Origin of the sequence: Mycobacterium rhizamassiliense, from assembly GCF_900157375.1 — a bacterium.
Classification (GTDB): domain Bacteria; phylum Actinomycetota; class Actinomycetes; order Mycobacteriales; family Mycobacteriaceae; genus Mycobacterium; species Mycobacterium rhizamassiliense.
The window spans coordinates 2102054-2121602 of the sequence record NZ_LT721901.1; the positions used below are offsets into that span (position 1 = coordinate 2102054).

Here is a 19549-nt window from a genome sequence, read left to right on the forward strand (position 1 = left end):
CCGTCGGCGCAGCCACTCAGCGCTGTCATTTAAGCTGGCACGTCGTGAGTGCCCCCGATTCAGACGCCCCTGAGCAATTCCGGATCCGCCGGGATAAGCGTGCTCGGCTGTTGGCGGAGGGGCACGACCCCTACCCGGTGGCGGTCAAACGCACCCACACGCTGGCAGAAGTCCGCGCCGCCCACCCCGACCTGCCGATCGACACCGCCACCGACGACCTCGTCGGCGTCGCGGGCCGGGTCATCTTCGCGCGTAACTCCGGGAAGCTGTGCTTCGCGACGCTGCAGGACGGGGACGGAACCACCCTGCAGGTGATGATCAGCCTGGACAAAGTCGGCCAGGAATCGTTGGACGCCTGGAAGGCCGACGTCGATCTCGGCGACATCGTCTACGTGCACGGCAACGTGATCAGCTCACGCCGCGGCGAATTGTCCGTCCTGGCCGACTCCTGGCAAATGACGTCCAAGTCGTTGCGTCCGCTGCCGGTCGCCCACAAGGAGATGAGCGAAGAGTCGCGGGTGCGGCAGCGCTATGTCGATTTGATCGTCCGTCCGCAGGCCCGCACGGTGGCCAGGCAGCGAATTGCCGTCATCCGGGCGATCCGCAACGCGCTGGAACGGCGCGGGTTTCTCGAGGTCGAAACTCCTATCTTGCAGACGCTTGCCGGCGGCGCGGCGGCCAGGCCCTTCGTCACCCATTCCAATGCGCTTGACATCGATCTCTACCTGCGCATAGCACCGGAACTGTTCCTCAAGCGGTGCATCGTTGGCGGTTTCGACAAGGTCTTCGAACTAAATCGCGTGTTCCGAAACGAAGGGGCCGATTCGACGCATTCTCCAGAATTCTCGATGTTGGAGACCTACCAGACCTACGGAACGTATGACGATTCGGCAGTCGTCACCAGAGAGCTTATTCAAGAGGTGGCCGACGAGGCGATCGGAAGTCGACAACTAGCGTTGCCAGATGGATCTGTCTACGACATAGACGGAGAATGGGCTTCTATACAAATGTATCCGTCGCTGTCGGCGGCGCTGGGTGAAGAGATCACCCCTGATACTTCCGTCGAGCGGCTGTGGGCCATCGTCGACGAGCTCGGCCCGAAGATTCCCGAGATACCCAAAGACCGCGGCTACGGGCATGGAAAGCTCGTCGAGGAACTGTGGGAGCACCTGGTCGGCAACGCATTGACCGCGCCCACTTTCGTCAAGGATTTCCCAGTCGAGACAACACCTTTGACGCGCCAACACCGCAGCATTCCGGGTGTGACGGAGAAGTGGGACCTGTACGTGCAGGGCGTCGAACTGGCCACCGGGTACTCCGAATTGACCGATCCGATCGTGCAGCGGGAGCGATTCGCCGCCCAGGCGCGCGCCGCGGCCGCCGGTGATGACGAGGCCATGTTGCTTGACGAAGATTTTCTCGCGGCACTCGAGTATGGGATGCCGCCATGCACTGGAACCGGAATGGGTATCGATCGGTTGTTGATGTGTTTGACCGGCCTGTCAATTAGAGAGACAGTTTTGTTCCCGATTGTTCGGCCCCACTCCGGCTGAAAGCTGAACTGTACGTCTCGTCCTCGGATTGAGTATGCTGCTTACATATGGCAGATTGTTAACCGGGGAGTGGGTTCAATCTGCTCAGCAACTGCTCAGGAAGAAACGCGAGGGTAAGCCAATGGCGAAAAAAGTCACCGTCACCTTGGTCGATGATTTCGACGGTGCGGGTGCCGCCGATGAAACTGTCGAATTCGGGCTTGACGGGGTGACCTACGAGATTGATCTTTCGACTAAGAATGCCGCGAAACTCCGCGGTGATCTGAAGCAGTGGGTGGCGGCCGGTCGTCGTGTCGGCGGCCGTCGTCGTGGTCGTTCGGGCTCTGGCCGCGGCCGCGGCGCCATCGACCGCGAGCAGAGCGCGGCGATCCGCGAATGGGCTCGTCGGAACGGTCACAACGTGTCGACCCGCGGCCGTATCCCGGCTGACGTCATCGACGCATTCCACGCGGCGACCTAGCAAAAACGACTAACCGGCGTCTGGGCCACCCGGCCCGGGCGCCGGTTATTTGTCTCTTTCGCTGGTGGCGAAACAATTGCCGGCGACTAGGGGAAACCATTTGGTGGTTTGCTCCGTTTCACCAATTGTGGCCCTGAGGCCATCGGGAGGCCCCAAGATTAGGCCGGGAGCTCCAGTCGCAGGGCCGCACAGCAAGGCACCGCGAGGTGGGAACCCCGGGGGGCCGACCATTAGAGTGGACATCAGGTACGCAGTTCCGGCCCCACGGGCCGGTGGGACCGCTAAGAGGGGCGTACCGATGGTGATGGAGAGCAGGTAAACACCGATGTTCGAGAGATTTACCGACCGTGCCCGCAGGGTGGTCGTCCTGGCCCAAGAAGAGGCCCGGATGCTCAACCACAATTACATCGGCACCGAGCACATCCTGCTGGGGCTGATTCACGAAGGCGAAGGCGTAGCGGCGAAGTCGCTGGAATCGCTTGGGATCTCGCTCGAGGGCGTCCGCAGCCAGGTCGAGGAGATCATCGGCCAGGGCCAGCAGGCTCCGTCGGGGCACATCCCGTTCACCCCGCGCGCCAAGAAGGTTCTCGAGCTGAGTCTGCGCGAGGCGCTGCAGCTCGGCCACAACTACATCGGCACCGAGCACATTCTGCTGGGGCTGATTCGTGAGGGCGAGGGCGTTGCCGCCCAGGTCCTCGTCAAGCTGGGCGCCGAGCTGACCCGGGTGCGCCAGCAGGTGATTCAGCTGCTGAGCGGCTACCAGGGCAAGGAGGCCGCCGAGGCCGGCACGGGTGGCCGTGGCGGTGAATCGGGCAGCCCGTCCACCTCGTTGGTGCTCGACCAGTTCGGGCGCAACCTGACGGCCGCCGCGATGGAAGGCAAGCTGGACCCCGTCATCGGCCGCGAGAAGGAAATCGAGCGGGTGATGCAGGTGCTGAGCCGGCGCACCAAGAACAACCCGGTGCTGATCGGCGAGCCCGGTGTCGGCAAGACAGCCGTCGTCGAGGGCCTGGCGCAGGCCATCGTGCACGGCGAGGTGCCCGAGACGCTGAAGGACAAGCAGCTCTACACCCTGGACCTGGGATCACTGGTCGCGGGCAGCCGCTACCGCGGTGATTTCGAGGAACGCCTGAAGAAGGTGCTCAAGGAGATCAACACCCGCGGCGACATCATTCTGTTCATCGACGAGCTGCACACCCTGGTGGGTGCCGGAGCCGCCGAGGGCGCGATCGATGCCGCGAGCATCCTGAAGCCCAAGCTGGCCCGTGGCGAGCTGCAGACGATCGGTGCCACCACGCTCGACGAGTACCGCAAGTACATCGAGAAGGACGCGGCGCTGGAGCGTCGCTTCCAGCCGGTGCAGGTGGGCGAGCCGACGGTGGAGCACACCATCGAGATCCTCAAGGGCCTGCGGGACCGCTACGAGGCGCACCACCGGGTGTCGATCTCGGACGCGGCGCTGGTGGCCGCGGCCACCCTGGCCGATCGCTACATCAACGACCGGTTCCTGCCGGACAAGGCGATCGACCTGATCGACGAGGCGGGCGCGCGGATGCGGATCCGCCGGATGACCGCGCCGCCAGACCTGCGCGAGTTCGACGAGAAGATCGCCGACGCCCGCCGGGAGAAGGAATCGGCGATCGACGCCCAGGACTTCGAGAAGGCCGCCAGCCTGCGTGACCGGGAGAAGACCCTCGTCGCGCAGCGTGCGGAACGCGAAAAGCAGTGGCGTTCAGGCGATCTCGACGTGGTGGCCGAGGTCGATGACAATGAGATCGCCGAGGTGCTGGGCAACTGGACCGGCATCCCGGTGTTCAAGCTCACCGAGGCCGAGACCACGCGGCTGCTGCGGATGGAAGACGAGCTGCACAGGCGGATCATCGGCCAGGTCGACGCCGTCAAGGCGGTTTCCAAGGCGATCCGCCGCACCCGCGCCGGGTTGAAGGACCCCAAGCGCCCGTCGGGTTCGTTCATCTTCGCCGGCCCGTCCGGTGTCGGTAAGACCGAGCTGTCCAAGGCACTGGCGAACTTCCTGTTCGGCGACGACGACGCGCTCATCCAAATCGACATGGGCGAGTTCCACGACCGGTTCACCGCGTCGCGGCTGTTCGGCGCTCCGCCCGGATACGTCGGCTACGAGGAGGGCGGTCAGCTCACCGAGAAGGTGCGGCGCAAGCCGTTCTCGGTCGTGCTGTTCGACGAGATCGAGAAGGCCCACCAGGAGATCTACAACAGCCTGTTGCAGGTCCTCGAGGACGGCCGTCTCACCGACGGCCAGGGACGCACGGTCGACTTCAAGAACACCGTGTTGATCTTCACGTCCAACCTGGGCACGTCGGACATCTCGAAGCCGGTTGGCCTCGGGTTCACCCAGGGCGGCGGAGCGAACGACTACGAGCGGATGAAGCAGAAGGTCAACGACGAGCTGAAGAAGCACTTCCGCCCGGAGTTCCTCAACCGCATCGACGACATCATCGTCTTCCACCAGTTGACTCGCGAAGAGATCATCCAGATGGTCGACCTGATGATCGAACGCGTCGGCAAGCAGCTCAAGACCAAAGACATGGAGATGGAGCTCACCGACAAGGCCAAGTCGCTGCTGGCCAAGCGTGGCTTCGACCCGGTGCTGGGGGCACGCCCGCTGCGGCGCACCATCCAGCGCGAGATCGAGGACCAGCTGTCGGAGAAGATCCTGTTCGACGAGGTCGGGCCGGGACAGATCGTCACGGTCGACGTGGACAACTGGGACGGCGAGGGCGCCGGCGAGGACGCGACGTTCACCTTCACCGGAACCCGCAAGCCACCGGCCGAGCCGGACCTGGCCAAGGCCGGGGCGCACAGCGCAGACCCGCAATAGCGATCAGCAAAAACGGGCGGCGTGGCGATCGCAAGCGCGGCGGAGCCGGGTGAAGCGGGTCGCCACTACCGAACTAGTCTCTGACGGACTACCGCCCGTTTTTGCTGTGCTCTCAGAAGAAGGGCCCGCCCGTGCTGATCGTGACGACCAATGACCTCCCGGGATGGGAGATCCAACGCGTGTGTGGCGAGGTGTTCGGCCTGACGGTCCGCTCGCGAAATGCCTTCTCCCAGATGGGCGCGGGCTTCAAGGCCATGTTCGGCGGCGAGCTGGCTGGGATGACCAAGAATCTCTCCGACAGCCGCAACGAGGCGATGGGCCGGCTGATCGCGGAGGCGCGCAATCGCGGCGGCAACGCGATCGTCGCGATGCGCTTCGACACCACCGAGATCGGCGACGTGTGGACCGAGATCTGTGCCTACGGCACGGCGGTGCAGGCGGTGCCGGTCACCGAGGGCGCGAAGTACACGGCAAGCCAGCTCGGTTACGGCGGTCCGCCGCCCCAGCAATAGCTGTTTGCTCAACCGTCTGGGCCGTTTAGACTGACCCAAGTTGATAGACGGGCGACGGAATCTGGTGAGACTCCAGAACGGTCGCGCCACTGTCCATAGTCAGACCCGGACCCCGTCACCAACACCACTAGCGGGACGCGACATCCCCAGAAGGAGTTAACGGTGTCCAATTCGGAGACAACTCGCACACGCGCGATAGACCTGTCGGCGACCAGTGCCGCGCTGTGGTTGGCGGCAACCACCTTCCTGGCGTTGCTGGCGATCTACTTCATCGGCGTGGATCAGGGCGCGGTCTCGCTGTTCGGCAGCGATATGCACGTGCACGAATTCGTGCACGACGCACGGCATCTACTCGGCTTCCCCTGCCACTGACCCGGGCGTGGAAAAGCGTCTGATCGCACGCGGGCTGCTGGCCGGCGCCATTGGCGCGGTGCTGGCATTCGTAGTCGCCCGCCTCTGCGCCGAACCCGTAATTGCCCGCGCGATCGCATTCGAGGACGGCCGAACCGAGGCCGAGCAGGCCCAGGGCGTGCACGAGCACGGCGTCGAGTTGTTCACCCGCGGCGTCCAGTCCGGCGTCGGATTGGGCTTCGGAGTGCTGATCTTCGGCGTCGCCATCGGTGCGCTGTTCGCCGTGCTGTTCTGCGTCGTCTACGCGCGCACGGGAAGCGTTGCGTCGCGGCCGCTTTCGGCCCTGCTTGCCGCAGGATCGTTCGTCGCGGTGTACCTGGTTCCGTTCGCGAAGTATCCGCCGAATCCGCCCGCAGTCGGCCAGTCCGACACGATCGGAATGCGCACCGGCTGGTACCTGTTCGCGGTGCTGGTATCGGTGGTGCTGGCGATCGGAGCGGTGCTGTTGGCTCGCCGGCTGGTCGATCGGTTCGGCGTGTGGAACGGCAGGCTGCTCGCCGCGGGTGGCTACGTGGTGGTGGTCGCCGTGGTGCTCTCGTTGCTACCGATGGTGGCCGAGACGCCGCAACCGCTGCGCGATGCCGCGGGCGCGATCATCTACCCCGGCTTTCCCGCCGACGTCCTCTACGAATTTCGAGTGCTCTCGCTCGCTGCGCAATTGGTGTTGTGGGTGAGCATCGGCCTGGTCTTCGGGTCACTTGCCGAGCGGGTGATCGGCGACAAGGCCCCGAGCGAACGGGCACCGAGCATCGCCGCGTGACCGAGGTCGTCCGGCTGACGCTGGTGTCGCACGCGATGACCGATGCGATGGCAGCCGGGCGATTTCCCGCCGACGAACCGCTGAACGATTTGGGCCTTCGGCAAGTCGAGACGGCCGTGCGCCCGAACGCCGCCGCCGCTGCCCGGCAATTCACCGGTCCCGAGCGCCGCGCCCGCCAGACCGCGCAGTTGCTTGGGCTGCAACCCATTACGGAACCGCTGTTGGCCGATCTGGACTGCGGGCGGTGGCGCGGGTCGGCGCTCGACGCCGTCGACCCGGCCGAGCTGCGGCAGTGGCTGACCGAGCCCGCTTCGGCGCCACACGGCGGTGAGTCGGTCGTCGACATCCTCGAGCGGGTCGAGGGCTGGCTGGAGTCCTTGACCGACAACGCCTTACGGACGGTGGCCGTCACGCATCCTGCGGTGATCCGGGCGGCGATCCTGGTCGCTTTGAAAGCCGCGCCGCAATCCTTCTGGCGCATCGACGTCAAGCCGGTCAGCCCGGTCGCGCTGCATTTTCGCGGAAACCGTTGGTCGCTAAGGCTTTAGGTCCTACTGGGGCGCGATCAGACCGAAGACCTGCTTGGCCACCTGCAGCATCCAGCCGGTCACCTTCGGGCCGTGATCGCGCGGCCAGTTGAGCTGGAAGCTGACCACCCACGGCTGCTGCGTCTTGTCGACGGCATACCAGCTGAAGGTCAAATCACCGGGCAGGCCACCGGCTTTCGCGCCGATGTACGGCCACACGCTGCGGTCCAGCTGGATACCCGACACGGCCGACAGGATCTGCTTGACCGGTGCGGCCTCGCCGACCGCGTCGGACTGCAGTGCCGCGTGCACCCGGCAGATGTCCCCGGCGCTGCCGTACCACTCGGCGCCGTAGGCCGACGCGGGGGTATGCGCGCGGGTCGGGTCGGGTTGGTAGGTAGCCGAATTCGCATGCGCCAGCAGCGCAGCGCGCTCCTGCGGGCCCGCGTTCTGCCACTGGCTGCGCAGGTCCGGTTCGCCCCAGCCGATCGAGAACAACTCATACATCGTGGGGAACGGCGTCATGCTGGCCGGATCGTGATGGCCGGCCGTCGCGAGCGCTTCGGAGATGGCGTGCGTACCCATCCGCTCGATCAGCAGGTCGGTGGCCATGTTGTCGCTGGTGGCGATCATCTTCTCGGCTGCGGTGCGAACCGAAACATGCGCTCCGACAGGCAATCCCAGGCCAGATGAGCCGACGGCCTTGCTCTTCTCCGTCACCGTCAGCTGGTCGTCCCACGACACCGTGTGGTTGCGGACCGCACCCGCCAGCGCGTGCAACACGTACAGCTTGAAAATCGATGCCAGCGGCAGGGATTCGGCGGTGTTGGTGCCCTGGACCGGGTCGCAATGGCCGCTGTCGACCTTGGCCACCTGATACGAGTAGCGGGCGCCGGTCTTGCTCAGCACCGCGTCGACGTCGTGCCAGGAGGCGACCGTCGGCGGCAGCGTCTCGAGATCGAACCGGTCGACCCTGCCTTCGTCGTCGGTGTGGATCCGGATGTCTTGTCGCGCGCCGTAGGACGAGGTGAGATGCAGCGTGGCCACGCTGGCGCTGATGTCGACGCCGTCGAGGGCGAAGGGGCGGTCCCACCACAACGCCTCCATGGTGGTTTCCACCGGATCGACCATGCTTGGCGCGGCCAGTGTGCGAACTCCGACCGGGCCGATGGGCCAGTCCGAGTTCAGCATGTCCACGGTCTGCTGGGCGCGCAGGCCGGGGGGCGTCCGGGTGTCGATCGGACGGGCCGGGTTCGCGGCGTTCGCCAGCGAGGAAGGGGAGGGGGCGCAGCCCGGTGCCAGGGCCGCGACCAGTGCGGTGGCGGCGGTGACGGCGAGCAGCCGCGCCGGGTGTCGCCTACGCAGTGGGCTTGTTCCCCGTGACATCCATGACGACCTCGAATTCCAGCAGTGACGCACCCGTCGCGACGGGGTTGGCACGTTGGCCGGCATGGGCTTCGACGGCGGGGCCGCTCGCCCACGCCTGGAACGCTTCATCGGACTCCCAGTGTGTCACCACGAAGTAGCGGTTCTCACCTTTGACCGGACGCAGCAGCTGAAAGCCGAGGAAGCCGGGTTGGTTGTCCACCGCGTGCGCGCGGTGGGCGAAGCGCTTCTCCAGCTCGGGGCCAGCGTCGGCGGGTACTTCAATTGCATTGATCTTCACCACTGGCGGCATGCCTGTTAGGCTACCGCGCCCCCTCGCTCGTCCCGCTCGAGGGTTTGCCACGCAAGATGGAGACATGACCGGCGACTTGCTGACCTGCCGCGGCGGACAAGGGGAGCCGTTGGTGCTGGTGCACGGCCTGATGGGCCGGGGCACCACCTGGTCGCGCCAGCTGCCGTGGCTGACGCGGCTGGGCACGGTCTACACCTACGACGCACCGTGGCACCGCGGCCGCGACGTCGACGATCCGCAACCGATCAGTACCGAACGGTTCGTGGCCGACCTGGCCGACGCGGTCGGTGCGTTGGGGTCGCCGGCCCGGCTGGTCGGGCATTCGATGGGCGGCCTGCACTCGTGGTGCCTGGCGGCGGCGCGCCCCGAGCTGGTCACGGCGTTGGTCGTCGAGGACATGGCACCGGACTTTCGCGGCCGCACCACCGGCCCGTGGGAGCCGTGGCTGCATGCGCTCCCGGTCGAATTCTCCTCCGCGGAACAGGTATTCGGTGAATTCGGGCCCGTCGCGGGACGGTATTTCCTGGAAGCCTTCGACCGCACCGACACCGGGTGGCGGTTGCACGGAGATATGTCGCGGTGGATCGAGATCGCGGCCGAATGGGGCACCCGTGACTACTGGGCGCAATGGTCGGCCGTGCGCGCACCTGCCCTGTTGATCGAGGCGGGCAATTCGGTCGCCCCGCCCGGCCAGATGCGCGAAATGGCCGAAAGACGCCAGGAGGCAACGTATTTAGCCGTCCCGGAAGCGGGACACCTGATCCATGACGACGCGCCGCAGGTATACCGCCGGGCCGTCGAGTCATTCCTCGCCGGCTAGCCCGAACCGGCCGTCGGCCGTCTGGGTCACCAGCCCGTCGGCGAGCAACGAATACAGCGCCCGGTCGCGCTGCGCGGTATCGGTCAGCCAAGCCACATCCAGCTGCGCCCGGGTTACCGGGGAACTGTTGGCGCGCAACACATCCAGCAGCCGTCCGCGTACCTGCCGGTCGGTGCCGGCATAGGTCTGCACCCGGCGGGCCGGCCCCTGCGCGGCGGGATAGCCGGCGCCGCGCCACGCGCACTCACCCAGCGGACACAACCCGCACCGCGGCCCCCGCGCGATACACACCGTGGCGCCCAGTTCCATCAACGCCGCCGAAAAGTCCGGCGCCGTAGCATCTTCCGGCAGCAGTGCCGAAACGGCGGCGTGATCGCGGGTGGCCGACGGGGCACCGGCGTCGGCCAGGCCGTGCACGGCGCGGGCCACCACCCGGCGCACGTTGGTGTCGACCACCGGAACCGACTGGCGGTAGGCGAAACATGCCACGGCCCTTGCCGTGTAGCTGCCGATGCCCGGCAGCCCCAACAGCGTTTCGACGTCGTCGGGTACCACGTCGCCGTGGTCGCGCGCGATCACGATGGCGCACTCGTGCAGCCGCTTGGCCCGCCTCGGGTAGCCGAGCTTGCCCCACGCGCGCAGCACATCGGCGGCGCTGGCCGCCGCGGTGGCCGACGGGGTCGGCCAGCGTCGCACCCACTCCGTCCAGATCGGCAGCACACGTGCCACCGGCGTCTGCTGCAACATGAACTCGCTGACCAGGATCTGCCAGGCGTCCACACCCGGTTCCCGCCACGGCAGATCGCGCCGCGCGCGGTCGTACCAACCCAGAAGTTCATTCGGCGGGATTTGCCCCTGGCTAGTCATCGGCGCCCGGGGCACGCCAGAATGTGTGCCATGCCCAACACCAATCCGGTAACCGCATGGAAAGCACTCAAAGAGGGTAACGAGCGATTCGTCGCCGGCGAGCCCGTGCACCCCAGCCAAAGCGTCGAGCATCGGGCCAGCCTGGCCGCAGGCCAGAAGCCGACCGCGGTGATCTTCGGCTGTGCGGATAGCCGGGTGGCCGCCGAGCTCCTCTTCGACCAGGGCCTGGGCGACGTGTTCGTGGTTCGCACCGCCGGGCAGGCGATCGACACCGCCGTGCTGGGTTCCATTGAGTACGCGGTCGCGGTGCTCAACGTGCCGCTGATCGTGGTCCTCGGCCACGACAGCTGCGGCGCGGTCAAGGCCGCCATCGGCGCCGTCGACGAGGGCGACGTGCCCGGCGGTTTCATCCGGGACGTGGTGGAGCGCGTGGCGCCGACCATCCTGCTGGGCCGCCGCGACGGCCTGAGCCGCGTCGACGAGTTCGAGGAGAGGCACGTCAAAGAGACGCTGGCGCAGCTGGTCTCGCGTTCGTCGATCATCTCCGAGCGGGTGTCGGCGGGCACCGTCGCGCTCGCCGGCATCGTCTATCACCTGGCCGACGGGCGCGCCGCGCTGGTCGACCACATCGGTGACATCGGCGAGTAGCGACGCCTAGGTCGGGGCGTTTTCGCCGCCACTAACACGGCGGTCTGTCAGTCAACCTTGCGACACGCCGACGCGGATCGGCCAGATCTGCGTGACCTGGCCTTACGGTGAGAACGTGCTGGATCTGGAACCGCGTGGCCCGCTACCCACGGAGATTTATTGGCGGCGCAGAGGCTTGGCTATTGGCATCGCGGTTGTCGTGATCGGCATCGCGGTCGCCACGGTCATCGCCTTTGTCAGCAGCAACGCGGGTGCCAAACCCGCTAGCGCCAACAAGCCCGGCTCTGCTCAGAACACGCCGGCAGCAGCGCCGCCCCCGCAGGCGCCGCCGCCCGGGCAGGAAGGCGTTACCCCGGTACCGCCGCCGCAGGGACAAAACGCCGAGTCCCCGACGCCGACGGCCGCGGTGATGCCGCCGCCGGTGCTCAAGGAGGGCGACGACTGCCCCGATTCGACGCTGGCCGTCAAGGGCCTGACCAACGCGCCTCAGTACTTCATCGGTGACCAGCCGAAGTTCACCATGGTCGTCACCAACATCGGGCTGGTGGCCTGCAAGCGCGACGTCGGCGCCGCGGTGCTGGCGGCCTACGTCTACTCGCTGGACAACAAGCGGCTGTGGTCGAACCTGGACTGCGCGCCTTCCAACGAGACGCTGGTCAAGACGTTCACGCCGGGTGAGCAGGTGACGACGGCCGTGACGTGGACCGGCATGGGTTCAGCCCCGCACTGCCCGCTGCCGCGGCCGGCGATCGGGCCGGGCACCTACAACCTCGTCGTGCAGCTGGGCAACCTGCGCTCGCTGCAGGTTCCGTTCATCCTGAACCAGCCGCCGCCCCCGCCGGGTCCGGTGCCGGGACAGCCGGCGGTGCCGCAGCCCGAGGCGCCCGGAGTGGCCCCCGGGGCCGCCCCGCTTCCCCCGGGCTAGGCGGGCCGTCTAAGTCACGGAGTCGGTGATCGTCGACTCCGCCAGCTGTGAGAGCCCTTCCCGCACGTGGCGGGCCCACATCGCGCCGATGCCGTCGACCGATTGCAGGTCGTTGGCGCTGGCCGCCAGCAAGCCCTGCAGCGTCCCGAACGAGCGGACCAACAGGTCCACGTGGGCGAACTGCAGCCGCGGGATGCCCGCCATCGCGCGGTAGCCCCGCGGGCTCAGCGCCGAATCCTGCGCCTCGGTCGTCGTCGGATACCCGAAAACCTTTGCCAGCACGGTGAAGTCGAGTAGCTCGGTGTCCGACAGCGCGTCCAGCTCGTCGAGCATCGCGATCACCTGCGCCTCGGACAGCGGCTCCGGGCTGGCGTGGTAGTCGCGGACGATCAGTTCGCTGGCGATCTCGTTGCCGCCCATGAGTTCCTCGAGCTGCAGCCGCAATTGCCGACCGTCGGTCCCGAGCTCGATGCAGTCGTAGTCGATCCCCAGCCCGATGCGCCGCACCAGCTCGAGCCGCTGGACCACGGTCATCACGTCGCGCAGCGTGACGAAGTCTTCGATCTCGGCCCGGGACAGCTGGCGGCTCACCTCGTCGAGGCGGGTCTTGTAGCGCTCCAGGGTCGCGATGGCCTGGTTGGCCCGCGACAGGATGGTCGCCGAGTCGGCCACCACGTGGCGCTCCCCGCCGACGTACACGGTGACGATGTTCATCGAGTGGCTGACCGAGATCACCGGGTAGCCGGTCTGGATCGCGGCGCGCTCCGCCGAGCGGTGCCGGGTGCCCGACTCGTCGGTGGGGATGGACGGATCGGGAACCAGCTGCACGTTGGCCCGCACGATGCGGCTGCCGTCGGTGGACAGCACCACGGCGCCGTCCATCTTGGCCAGCTCACGCAGCCGGGTCGGGGCGTAGCGGACATCGAGGGCGAAACCGCCGTCGCAGATGGCCTCGACGTTTTCGTCGTTGCCGAGCACGATCAGGGCACCGGTACGGCCGCGCAGGATGCGCTCCAGCCCGTCCCGGAGCCCGGTGCCGGGGGCCAGGCGGGCGACGGTCTCACGCAGCGTCGGACGACTCACAGCGAGTCATTCTGCGGCCCGACGGTGTCATGCGTCCAGCCGGTTGTGGTGGTGGGCGATGTCCTTCATGTGCAGCAGGGCCGCGTAGATGGTCGGTGCGCGCAGCGCCCGCATCCCTTTCGGCACGATTTCGCGCCGCGGGTCGTCGCCGTCCGGGATGAGCGCGATCGTGAAGCCCTGTCGTGCGGCCTCGGCCAGCCGCCGTTCCATCCCGCTGACCCGGCGTAGGTCGCCCGCCAGGCCCACCTCGCCGATGATCACCGCGGTGGTGGGCAGCGGCAGGTCGGCGTACGCCGAGGCCAGCGCGATCGCCACCGCGAGGTCCGAGGACGGGTCGGTCAGCCGCATGCCGCCCACGGTGGCCAGGTAGATGTCGGCGACGGCGACGTTCAACTTGCCGTGCTTTTCCAGGACGGCGGTGATCATCGCGGCCCGGGCGTTGTCGATCCCGCTGACGGCCCGACGCGGCGATCCACCGCTCGGCGTCGCCAGCAACGCCTGCACCTCGCCGATCAGCGGCCGCTTGCCGTCCAGCGACACCGTGATCGCGGTCCCGGGAACCGGCGTCGGACGCTGGTCCAAAAACAGGCTCGACGGGTCGGTGACGCCCTCGATCCCGTTGTCGTGCAACGTGAAACAGCCGACCTCGTCCGCGGCGCCGAACCGATTCTTGATGCCGCGGACCATGCGCAGCGTGCCGTTGCGGTCGCCCTCGAAATGCAGCACCACGTCGACGAGATGCTCGAGCGAGCGCGGCCCGGCGATGGCGCCGTCCTTGGTGACGTGGCCGACCAGGATCAGCGCCACGCCGTTGGCCTTCGCCGAGGCGGTGAGCGCGGCCGTGACCGCGCGCACCTGGGTGACGCCGCCAGCGACACCGTCGGCCTCGGTGGTGGACATGGTCTGCACCGAGTCGACGATGACCAGCGACGGCTGCACCGTGTCGATGTGGTCGAGCACGGTGTGCACGTCGGACTCGGCGGCCAGGTAGACCTCGTCACCGCCGCAGCCCATCCGGTCGGCGCGCAACCGGATCTGGCCGGTGGCCTCTTCGCCGGAGATGTACAGCGCGCGATGGCCGGACTGCGCCCAGCGATGCGCAACGTCGAGCAGCAGCGTCGACTTGCCGACGCCGGGATCGCCGGCCAGCAACACCACCGACCCCGGCACGACGCCGCCGCCCAGCACCCGGTCGAGTTCGGCCACCCCGGTCGCGCGATGCCGGCTGGCGTTCGGCTCGATGGAGCTGATCGGAACGGGTCGCGAGGCCGAATTCAGCGGGCGGCGGCCGCCGCCGACGGCGCCGTGGACGGCTACCTCTTCGACGGTGCCCCAGGTGCCGCATTCACCGCAGCGGCCCACCCACTTGGCGGTGACATGGCGGCATTCCGAACACCGATATTGCGAGCGCGCAGTTGCCACGCCCTGACGGTATCGGGAGGCGGCGACAAATCCCGGGAGGCGGGCTGGCCCGTCAGCCCTGCCGCGGTGCCGATCCGGCCGCCAGGGGCACCAGTACGGTGCCCTGGCCGGCCTTCTCGAAGGTGAACGTGAAGTTGTAGGTGAGGCCGTTCGAGATCGGCTTGGCCAGGTTCACCGTCGCCTTGGCGACGGTGTTGGAGTCCAGCGGGCCCGGCGCGACGTTCTGGCCTTCGGGCTTGCCGATGAACAGCATGCCGTTGGCGGGCAGGCGACCGTCGCCGCTCAGGGTCACCGGTCCGACGTCACTGGTGATGCTCACCAGCCGGTCGGCCACGTCCGGCGACTGGTTCACGGCCACCAGCGCCAGCTCGACCGATCGGCCGGGCTGAATGAAGTCGTTGGTCTGGTCGGCCTGGATGCGGATGTTGCGCAGCGCCACATTGTTGATCGTGAGCCGGTTGCCGTTGATCGCGGGCTCCTGGACGGCCGTCTGCGAAATCTGTCCGGCGCCGCAACCGCTGAGCACCATGGCGACCAGGGCGGTCAGGCCGACGAGGGCGACCCGGGGAGATAGGCGGATCGGCAGGCCCGTCCTGATGCGGTTCACTCAATGCCTCCTGCGGAGTCGGTCAGGGTCGATAACGGCAAGTGGGGGCGTGATTCAGTGGGGCAAACCGCGCAACTATGCACAGTAGTAGCAAGCTCTTGTCAGCGGTAGCGCAGGGATCCACACCGGTCGCGAGCACCCCGAAAGGGGCCGCCGAAGTGGACGAACAGGGCAGGCGTAGGGTGCTCCATTGCACGTCTTACTCAGTAAGTCAACCCCTGATCCGCGCGTGTTGTGCCCCTGACCTGCAACGTTGCTTCGCGCGTCTTGGGCCGCCGTGTTAGAATGAAGTAACGAAAGGGGCTCGAATCAGATGATCTTCAAGGTCGGCGACACTGTTGTTTACCCACACCACGGTGCTGCGTTAGTCGAGGCGATCGAAACCCGCACCATTAAGGGTGAGCAAAAGGAATATCTCGTCCTGAAGGTGGCGCAGGGGGACCTGACCGTTCGAGTTCCTGCCGACAATGCCGAATACGTCGGCGTCCGCGACGTCGTTGGCCAGGAAGGCCTCGACAAGGTTTTCCAGGTGTTGCGCGCTCCCCACACGGAAGAGCCGACCAACTGGTCGCGCCGTTACAAGGCCAACCTCGAGAAGCTGGCCTCCGGTGACGTCAACAAGGTGGCAGAAGTAGTGCGCGACCTTTGGCGTCGCGACCAGGAGCGTGGCCTGTCCGCGGGCGAGAAGCGCATGCTGGCTAAGGCTCGTCAGATTCTGGTCGGTGAGCTGGCGCTGGCCGAGAGTACTGACGACGCGAGGGCGGAAACTATTCTCGACGAGGTCCTGGCCGCCGCTTCCTGAAGGGTATGAGGTTCTTCTGAGGTCTCGGGAAAGCCGGTGCCTTGGGCGCAGTAGCTGCAGTGGTCCCGGCCGCCGGGTCGGGGGAGCGGCTGGCTGCGGGTATTCCGAAAGCATTTTGCGAGCTCGACGGGCTCACTCTGCTTGAGCGTGCCGTCACCGGTTTGCTCGATTCGCAGGTAGTCGACCGCGTCGTCGTCGCCGTTCCCGCCGATCGAATGGACCAGGCCGAGCGGGTGGTGGCCGACCGGGCCATCGTGGTGGCCGGCGGCGGCGACCGCACCGAATCCGTGCGGCTGGCTCTGTCGGCGCTGTCCGGTGAACCGGAGTTCGTGTTGGTGCACGACGCCGCCCGGGCGCTCACCCCACCCCAGCTGATCGTGCGCGTGGTGGACGCGCTGCGGGCCGGTCACAGCGCCGTCGTGCCCGCGCTGCCACTGTCTGACACCATCAAGGCCGTGGATGCCAACGGCGCGGTCCTGGGAACGCCGGAGCGGGCCGGTCTGCGCGCGGTGCAGACCCCGCAGGGGTTCGCCACCGATTTGCTGCTGCGGGCGTACCAGGGCGCCTCGGGCGCGGCCGGATTCACCGACGACGCTTCCCTCGTCGAGCACGTCGGGGGACAGGTTCAGGTGGTCGACGGCGATCCGCTGGCCTTCAAGATCACCACCCAGCTGGATCTGCTGCTGGCCGAAGCGATCGTGCGCCGGTGACCGGGCTGCCGCGGGTCGGCCTGGGCACCGACGTGCACCCGATCGAACCGGGACGTCCCTGCTGGCTGGTCGGCCTGCTGTTTTCCGACACCGACGGCTGCGCCGGGCACTCCGACGGCGACGTCGCCGCCCACGCCCTCTGCGACGCCGTGTTGTCCGCGGCCGGGCTCGGCGACATCGGTGCGGTGTTCGGGGTCGACGATCCACGCTGGAAAGGCGTCAGCGGCGCCGACATGCTGCGCCACGTCGCCGAACTGGTGTCAGAGCACGGCTACCGGATCGGAAACGCCGCGGTGCAGGTGATCGGTAACCGCCCCAAGGTCGGCCCGCGGCGCGCCGAGGCGCAGCAGCTGCTGTCGGACCTGCTGGGCGCACCGGTATCGGTGTCGGCGACCACCACCGACGGGCTGGGCCTCACCGGACGCGGCGAGGGGCTGGCCGCCGTCGCGACGGCGCTGATCGTCCCCGCCGGATAGCCCCCGCTCGGCGGCGGGCGGATCGGAACCAGCAGGTAAGGTGGCACGTCGTGACCGAACGCGCCCCCATGCGGCTACACGACACGGCCGCCGGTGCCGTGCGTGACTTCATCCCGCTGCGCGAGGGGCACGTCTCCATCTACCTGTGTGGCGCCACCGTGCAGGGGCAGCCGCACATCGGGCACGTCCGCAGCGGGGTGGCCTTCGATATCCTGCGGCGCTGGTTGACCGCGCGCGGCTACGACGTCGCGTTCATCCGCAACGTCACCGACATCGACGACAAGATCCTCAATAAGGCCGCCGCGGCGTGCCGGCCCTGGTGGGAGTGGGCGGCCACCTACGAGCGCGCGTTCACCGCGGCTTACGACGCCCTGGACGTGTTGCCGCCGTCGGCCGAGCCGCGCGCCACCGGCCACATCACCCAGATGGTCGAATTAATGGACCGCCTGATCGAAACCGGTCACGCCTATGCCAGCGGCGGCGACGTCTACTTCGACGTGCTCAGCTATCCCGAATACGGCCAGCTGTCCGGGCACAAGATCGACGACGTTCATCAGGGCGAGGGCGCGGCCACCGGCAAGCGCGACCAGCGCGACTTCACCATGTGGAAGGGCGCCAAACCGGGCGAGCCGTCGTGGCCGACGCCGTGGGGCCGCGGCCGTCCGGGCTGGCACCTGGAATGCTCGGCGATGGCCCGCACCTATCTCGGGAATGAATTCGACATCCATTGCGGCGGAATGGATTTGGTATTCCCGCACCACGAGAACGAGATCGCGCAGAGCAAGGCGGCCGGCGACGGATTCGCCCGCTACTGGCTGCACAACGGCTGGGTGACGCTGGGCGGCGAGAAGATGAGCAAGTCGCTGGGCAACGTGTTGTCCATACCCGCGATGCTGCAACGGGTTCGGCCCGCCGAGCTGCGCTACTACCTGGGCAGCGCGCACTACCGCTCGATGCTGGAGTTCTCCGAGACCGCCCTGCAGGACGCCGTCAAAGCCTATGTCGGAGTTGAGGAATTCCTGCATCGGGTGCGCACCCGGGTCGGTGCCGTCGTGCCGGGCAAGTGGACGCCGCGGTTCGGCGAGGCGCTCGACGACGACCTGGCGGTGCCGATCGCGCTGGCCGAAATCCATCACGCCCGCGCCGAGGGCAATCGCGCGCTCGACGCCGGCGACCATGACGGCGCGCTGGCCAGCGCGAGCGCGATCCGGGCGATGATGGGCATCCTGGGCTGCGACCCCCTCGACGAACGCTGGGAATTGCGCGACGAAACCTCCGCCGCGCTCGCGGCCGTCGATGTCCTGGTGCAGTCCGAACTGGAAAGCCGCAAGAAGGCCCGCGAGCAGCGCGACTGGGCGCTGGCCGACGAGATCCGAGATCGACTCAAGGAAGCCGGCATCGAGGTCACCGACACCGCCGACGGGCCGCAGTGGGAGTTGCTGGCCGGTGACGACAAGTAATGGCCGGTAACTCCAAGCGGCAGGGCGCGATTCGCAAATCCGGCAGCAAGAAGGGGCCCACCGTAGGCTCGGGCGGACAGCGCCGGCGCGGCCTGGAGGGTCGCGGCCCCACGCCGCCGGCGCACATGCGCCCCAACCATCCCGCGGGCAAGCGCGCTCAGTCGCAGTCGCAGTCGCAGCAGCGCCGGCCGGCCAAGCGCACCGACGAAGCCGAGACGGTGCTGGGCCGCAATCCCGTGCTGGAATGCCTACGGGCCAGGGTCCCCGCGACGGCGCTCTACGTCGCGCTCGGCATCGAGGCCGACGAGCGAGTAACCGAATCCGTTAACCGCGCAGCCGATTTGGGGATCGCGATCCTTGAGGTCCCGCGCCACGACCTGGACCGGATGACCACGAATCATCTGCATCAGGGCATCGCGCTGCAGGTGCCGCCGTACAACTATGCCCATCCCGACGACCTGCTTGCCACCGCGCTGCAGTCGCCGCCGTCGCTGCTGGTGGCGCTGGACAACATCACCGATCCCCGCAACCTCGGCGCGATCGTTCGTTCGGTCGCGGCGTTCGGCGGACACGGCGTCGTGATACCGCAGCGGCGATCGGCCTCGGTGACGGCGGTGGCGTGGCGCACCAGCGCCGGTGCCGCCGCCCGCGTCCCGGTGGCGCGGGCATCCAATCTCAATAGGACACTGAAGGATTGGGCCGACCGCGGGCTGCGGGTGGTCGGGCTCGACGCCGGCGGCGACACTGTGCTCGATGACCTGGACGGCAGCGACCCGATGGTGGTGGTCGTCGGTTCCGAGGGCAAGGGCCTGTCGCGCCTGGTCCGGCAGAACTGCGACGAGGTGGTGTCGATACCGATGGCCGGCGACACCGAATCGCTCAACGCCTCGGTGGCGGCCGGCGTCGTGCTCGCCGAGATCGCCCGGCAGCGCAGGCGTTAACGGGTTGACCGGGCGGCTCGCGCGCCGGTT

The 19549-nt window shown here is 67.6% G+C and carries 21 protein-coding genes; 15 read left to right on the top strand and 6 right to left on the bottom strand.

Translation table 11 applies throughout. The annotated features are described in order from the left end of the window. Positions 1-44: 44 nt before the first annotated feature. From lysS to MRAB57_RS10275, 7 genes are all read left to right on the top strand, one after another. A complete protein-coding gene (lysS, locus tag MRAB57_RS10245; protein WP_077087458.1) occupies positions 45-1553 on the top strand; it encodes a lysine--tRNA ligase in 1509 nt (502 codons plus the stop codon). A 121-nt stretch (positions 1554-1674) separates the two neighbouring features. After that, positions 1675-2013 (top strand): histone-like nucleoid-structuring protein Lsr2, encoded by a 339-nt coding sequence (lsr2, locus tag MRAB57_RS10250; protein ID WP_025736770.1) that lies wholly within the window; start codon positions 1675-1677, stop codon positions 2011-2013. A gap of 325 nt (positions 2014-2338) precedes the next feature. Next, complete coding sequence (clpC1, locus tag MRAB57_RS10255; protein ID WP_077087459.1) at positions 2339-4870, top strand: ATP-dependent protease ATP-binding subunit ClpC; 2532 nt, start codon at positions 2339-2341, stop codon at positions 4868-4870. A gap of 131 nt (positions 4871-5001) precedes the next feature. Then, the gene (locus MRAB57_RS10260) at positions 5002-5382 is read left to right on the top strand and encodes a YbjQ family protein (protein ID WP_077087460.1); all 381 of its coding nucleotides are present in this window, start codon (positions 5002-5004) and stop codon (positions 5380-5382) included. 162 nt (positions 5383-5544) lie between these two features. Then, positions 5545-5754 carry a CbtB domain-containing protein gene (locus tag MRAB57_RS10265; protein WP_077087461.1) on the top strand — a complete coding sequence of 70 codons (210 nt, stop codon included), beginning with the start codon at positions 5545-5547 and terminating at the stop codon, positions 5752-5754. A 7-nt stretch (positions 5755-5761) separates the two neighbouring features. Continuing rightward, positions 5762-6553, top strand: coding sequence for a CbtA family protein (locus tag MRAB57_RS10270; RefSeq protein WP_077087462.1), 792 nt, complete (start codon positions 5762-5764; stop codon positions 6551-6553). Then, positions 6550-7101: a histidine phosphatase family protein gene (locus MRAB57_RS10275; RefSeq protein WP_077087463.1), complete on the top strand. Its 552-nt coding sequence runs from the start codon at positions 6550-6552 to the stop codon at positions 7099-7101. Before MRAB57_RS10270 ends, MRAB57_RS10275 begins: the two co-directional genes overlap by 4 nt. Positions 7102-7104: 3 nt before the next feature. On the opposite strand, the gene MRAB57_RS10280 is transcribed toward MRAB57_RS10275, so the two are convergent. Together MRAB57_RS10280 and mhuD are read right to left on the bottom strand one after the other, a co-directional pair. After that, positions 7105-8466, bottom strand: coding sequence for a Cpe/LpqF family protein (locus MRAB57_RS10280; protein WP_077087464.1), 1362 nt, complete (start codon positions 8464-8466; stop codon positions 7105-7107). Continuing rightward, positions 8438-8758 carry a mycobilin-forming heme oxygenase MhuD gene (gene mhuD, locus MRAB57_RS10285; protein WP_077087465.1) on the bottom strand — a complete coding sequence of 107 codons (321 nt, stop codon included), beginning with the start codon at positions 8756-8758 and terminating at the stop codon, positions 8438-8440. Before mhuD ends, MRAB57_RS10280 begins: the two co-directional genes overlap by 29 nt. Before the next feature lie 64 nt (positions 8759-8822). Between mhuD and MRAB57_RS10290 the strand changes: the two genes are divergently transcribed. Next, complete coding sequence (locus MRAB57_RS10290) at positions 8823-9578, top strand: alpha/beta fold hydrolase (RefSeq protein ID WP_077087466.1); 756 nt, start codon at positions 8823-8825, stop codon at positions 9576-9578. Here MRAB57_RS10290 and MRAB57_RS10295 read toward each other — a convergent pair. Beyond that, positions 9561-10445, bottom strand: a complete 885-nt coding sequence (locus MRAB57_RS10295) for an HhH-GPD family protein (protein ID WP_077090525.1) — start codon at positions 10443-10445, stop codon at positions 9561-9563. The two genes, MRAB57_RS10290 and MRAB57_RS10295, sit on opposite strands and share 18 nt — an antisense overlap. Before the next feature lie 30 nt (positions 10446-10475). Here MRAB57_RS10295 and MRAB57_RS10300 point away from each other — a divergent pair, with 30 nt between their 5' ends. Together MRAB57_RS10300 and MRAB57_RS10305 are read left to right on the top strand one after the other, a co-directional pair. After that, positions 10476-11093 carry a carbonic anhydrase gene (locus MRAB57_RS10300; RefSeq protein WP_077087467.1) on the top strand — a complete coding sequence of 206 codons (618 nt, stop codon included), beginning with the start codon at positions 10476-10478 and terminating at the stop codon, positions 11091-11093. Positions 11094-11208: 115 nt separating this feature from the next. Beyond that, positions 11209-12018 (top strand): hypothetical protein, encoded by an 810-nt coding sequence (locus tag MRAB57_RS10305; RefSeq protein ID WP_108638072.1) that lies wholly within the window; start codon positions 11209-11211, stop codon positions 12016-12018. 9 nt (positions 12019-12027) lie between these two features. Here MRAB57_RS10305 and disA read toward each other — a convergent pair whose 3' ends face one another. Genes disA through MRAB57_RS10320 form a run of 3 tightly spaced genes read right to left on the bottom strand, consistent with a single transcriptional unit; the run spans position 12028 to position 15052 of the window. After that, a complete protein-coding gene (gene disA / locus MRAB57_RS10310) occupies positions 12028-13101 on the bottom strand; it encodes a DNA integrity scanning diadenylate cyclase DisA (protein ID WP_077087469.1) in 1074 nt (357 codons plus the stop codon). Positions 13102-13128: 27 nt separating this feature from the next. After that, positions 13129-14523: a DNA repair protein RadA gene (gene radA, locus MRAB57_RS10315; protein WP_077087470.1), complete on the bottom strand. Its 1395-nt coding sequence runs from the start codon at positions 14521-14523 to the stop codon at positions 13129-13131. Positions 14524-14575: 52 nt separating this feature from the next. Then, complete coding sequence (locus MRAB57_RS10320) at positions 14576-15052, bottom strand: copper chaperone PCu(A)C domain-containing protein (RefSeq protein WP_245836085.1); 477 nt, start codon at positions 15050-15052, stop codon at positions 14576-14578. A gap of 391 nt (positions 15053-15443) precedes the next feature. Here MRAB57_RS10320 and carD point away from each other — a divergent pair, with 391 nt between their 5' ends. The 5 genes from carD to rlmB are packed head-to-tail and all read left to right on the top strand — an operon-like array spanning position 15444 to position 19519. Then, positions 15444-15932 carry an RNA polymerase-binding transcription factor CarD gene (gene carD, locus MRAB57_RS10325; protein ID WP_077087472.1) on the top strand — a complete coding sequence of 163 codons (489 nt, stop codon included), beginning with the start codon at positions 15444-15446 and terminating at the stop codon, positions 15930-15932. 41 nt (positions 15933-15973) lie between these two features. Continuing rightward, positions 15974-16642, top strand: a complete 669-nt coding sequence (gene ispD / locus MRAB57_RS10330; RefSeq protein ID WP_077087473.1) for a 2-C-methyl-D-erythritol 4-phosphate cytidylyltransferase — start codon at positions 15974-15976, stop codon at positions 16640-16642. Continuing rightward, positions 16639-17118 (top strand): 2-C-methyl-D-erythritol 2,4-cyclodiphosphate synthase, encoded by a 480-nt coding sequence (gene ispF, locus MRAB57_RS10335; RefSeq protein ID WP_077087474.1) that lies wholly within the window; start codon positions 16639-16641, stop codon positions 17116-17118. The genes ispD and ispF overlap by 4 nt, the downstream gene beginning before the upstream one ends. A 50-nt stretch (positions 17119-17168) precedes the next feature. Then, entirely contained in the window at positions 17169-18578 is a 1410-nt protein-coding gene (gene cysS, locus MRAB57_RS10340; RefSeq protein ID WP_077087475.1) for a cysteine--tRNA ligase, read from the top strand. Further along, on the top strand, positions 18578-19519 hold the full coding sequence (rlmB, locus tag MRAB57_RS10345) for a 23S rRNA (guanosine(2251)-2'-O)-methyltransferase RlmB (protein WP_077087476.1): 942 nt from the start codon (positions 18578-18580) through the stop codon (positions 19517-19519). Before cysS ends, rlmB begins: the two co-directional genes overlap by 1 nt. The last annotated feature ends 30 nt before the right edge of the window (positions 19520-19549 follow it).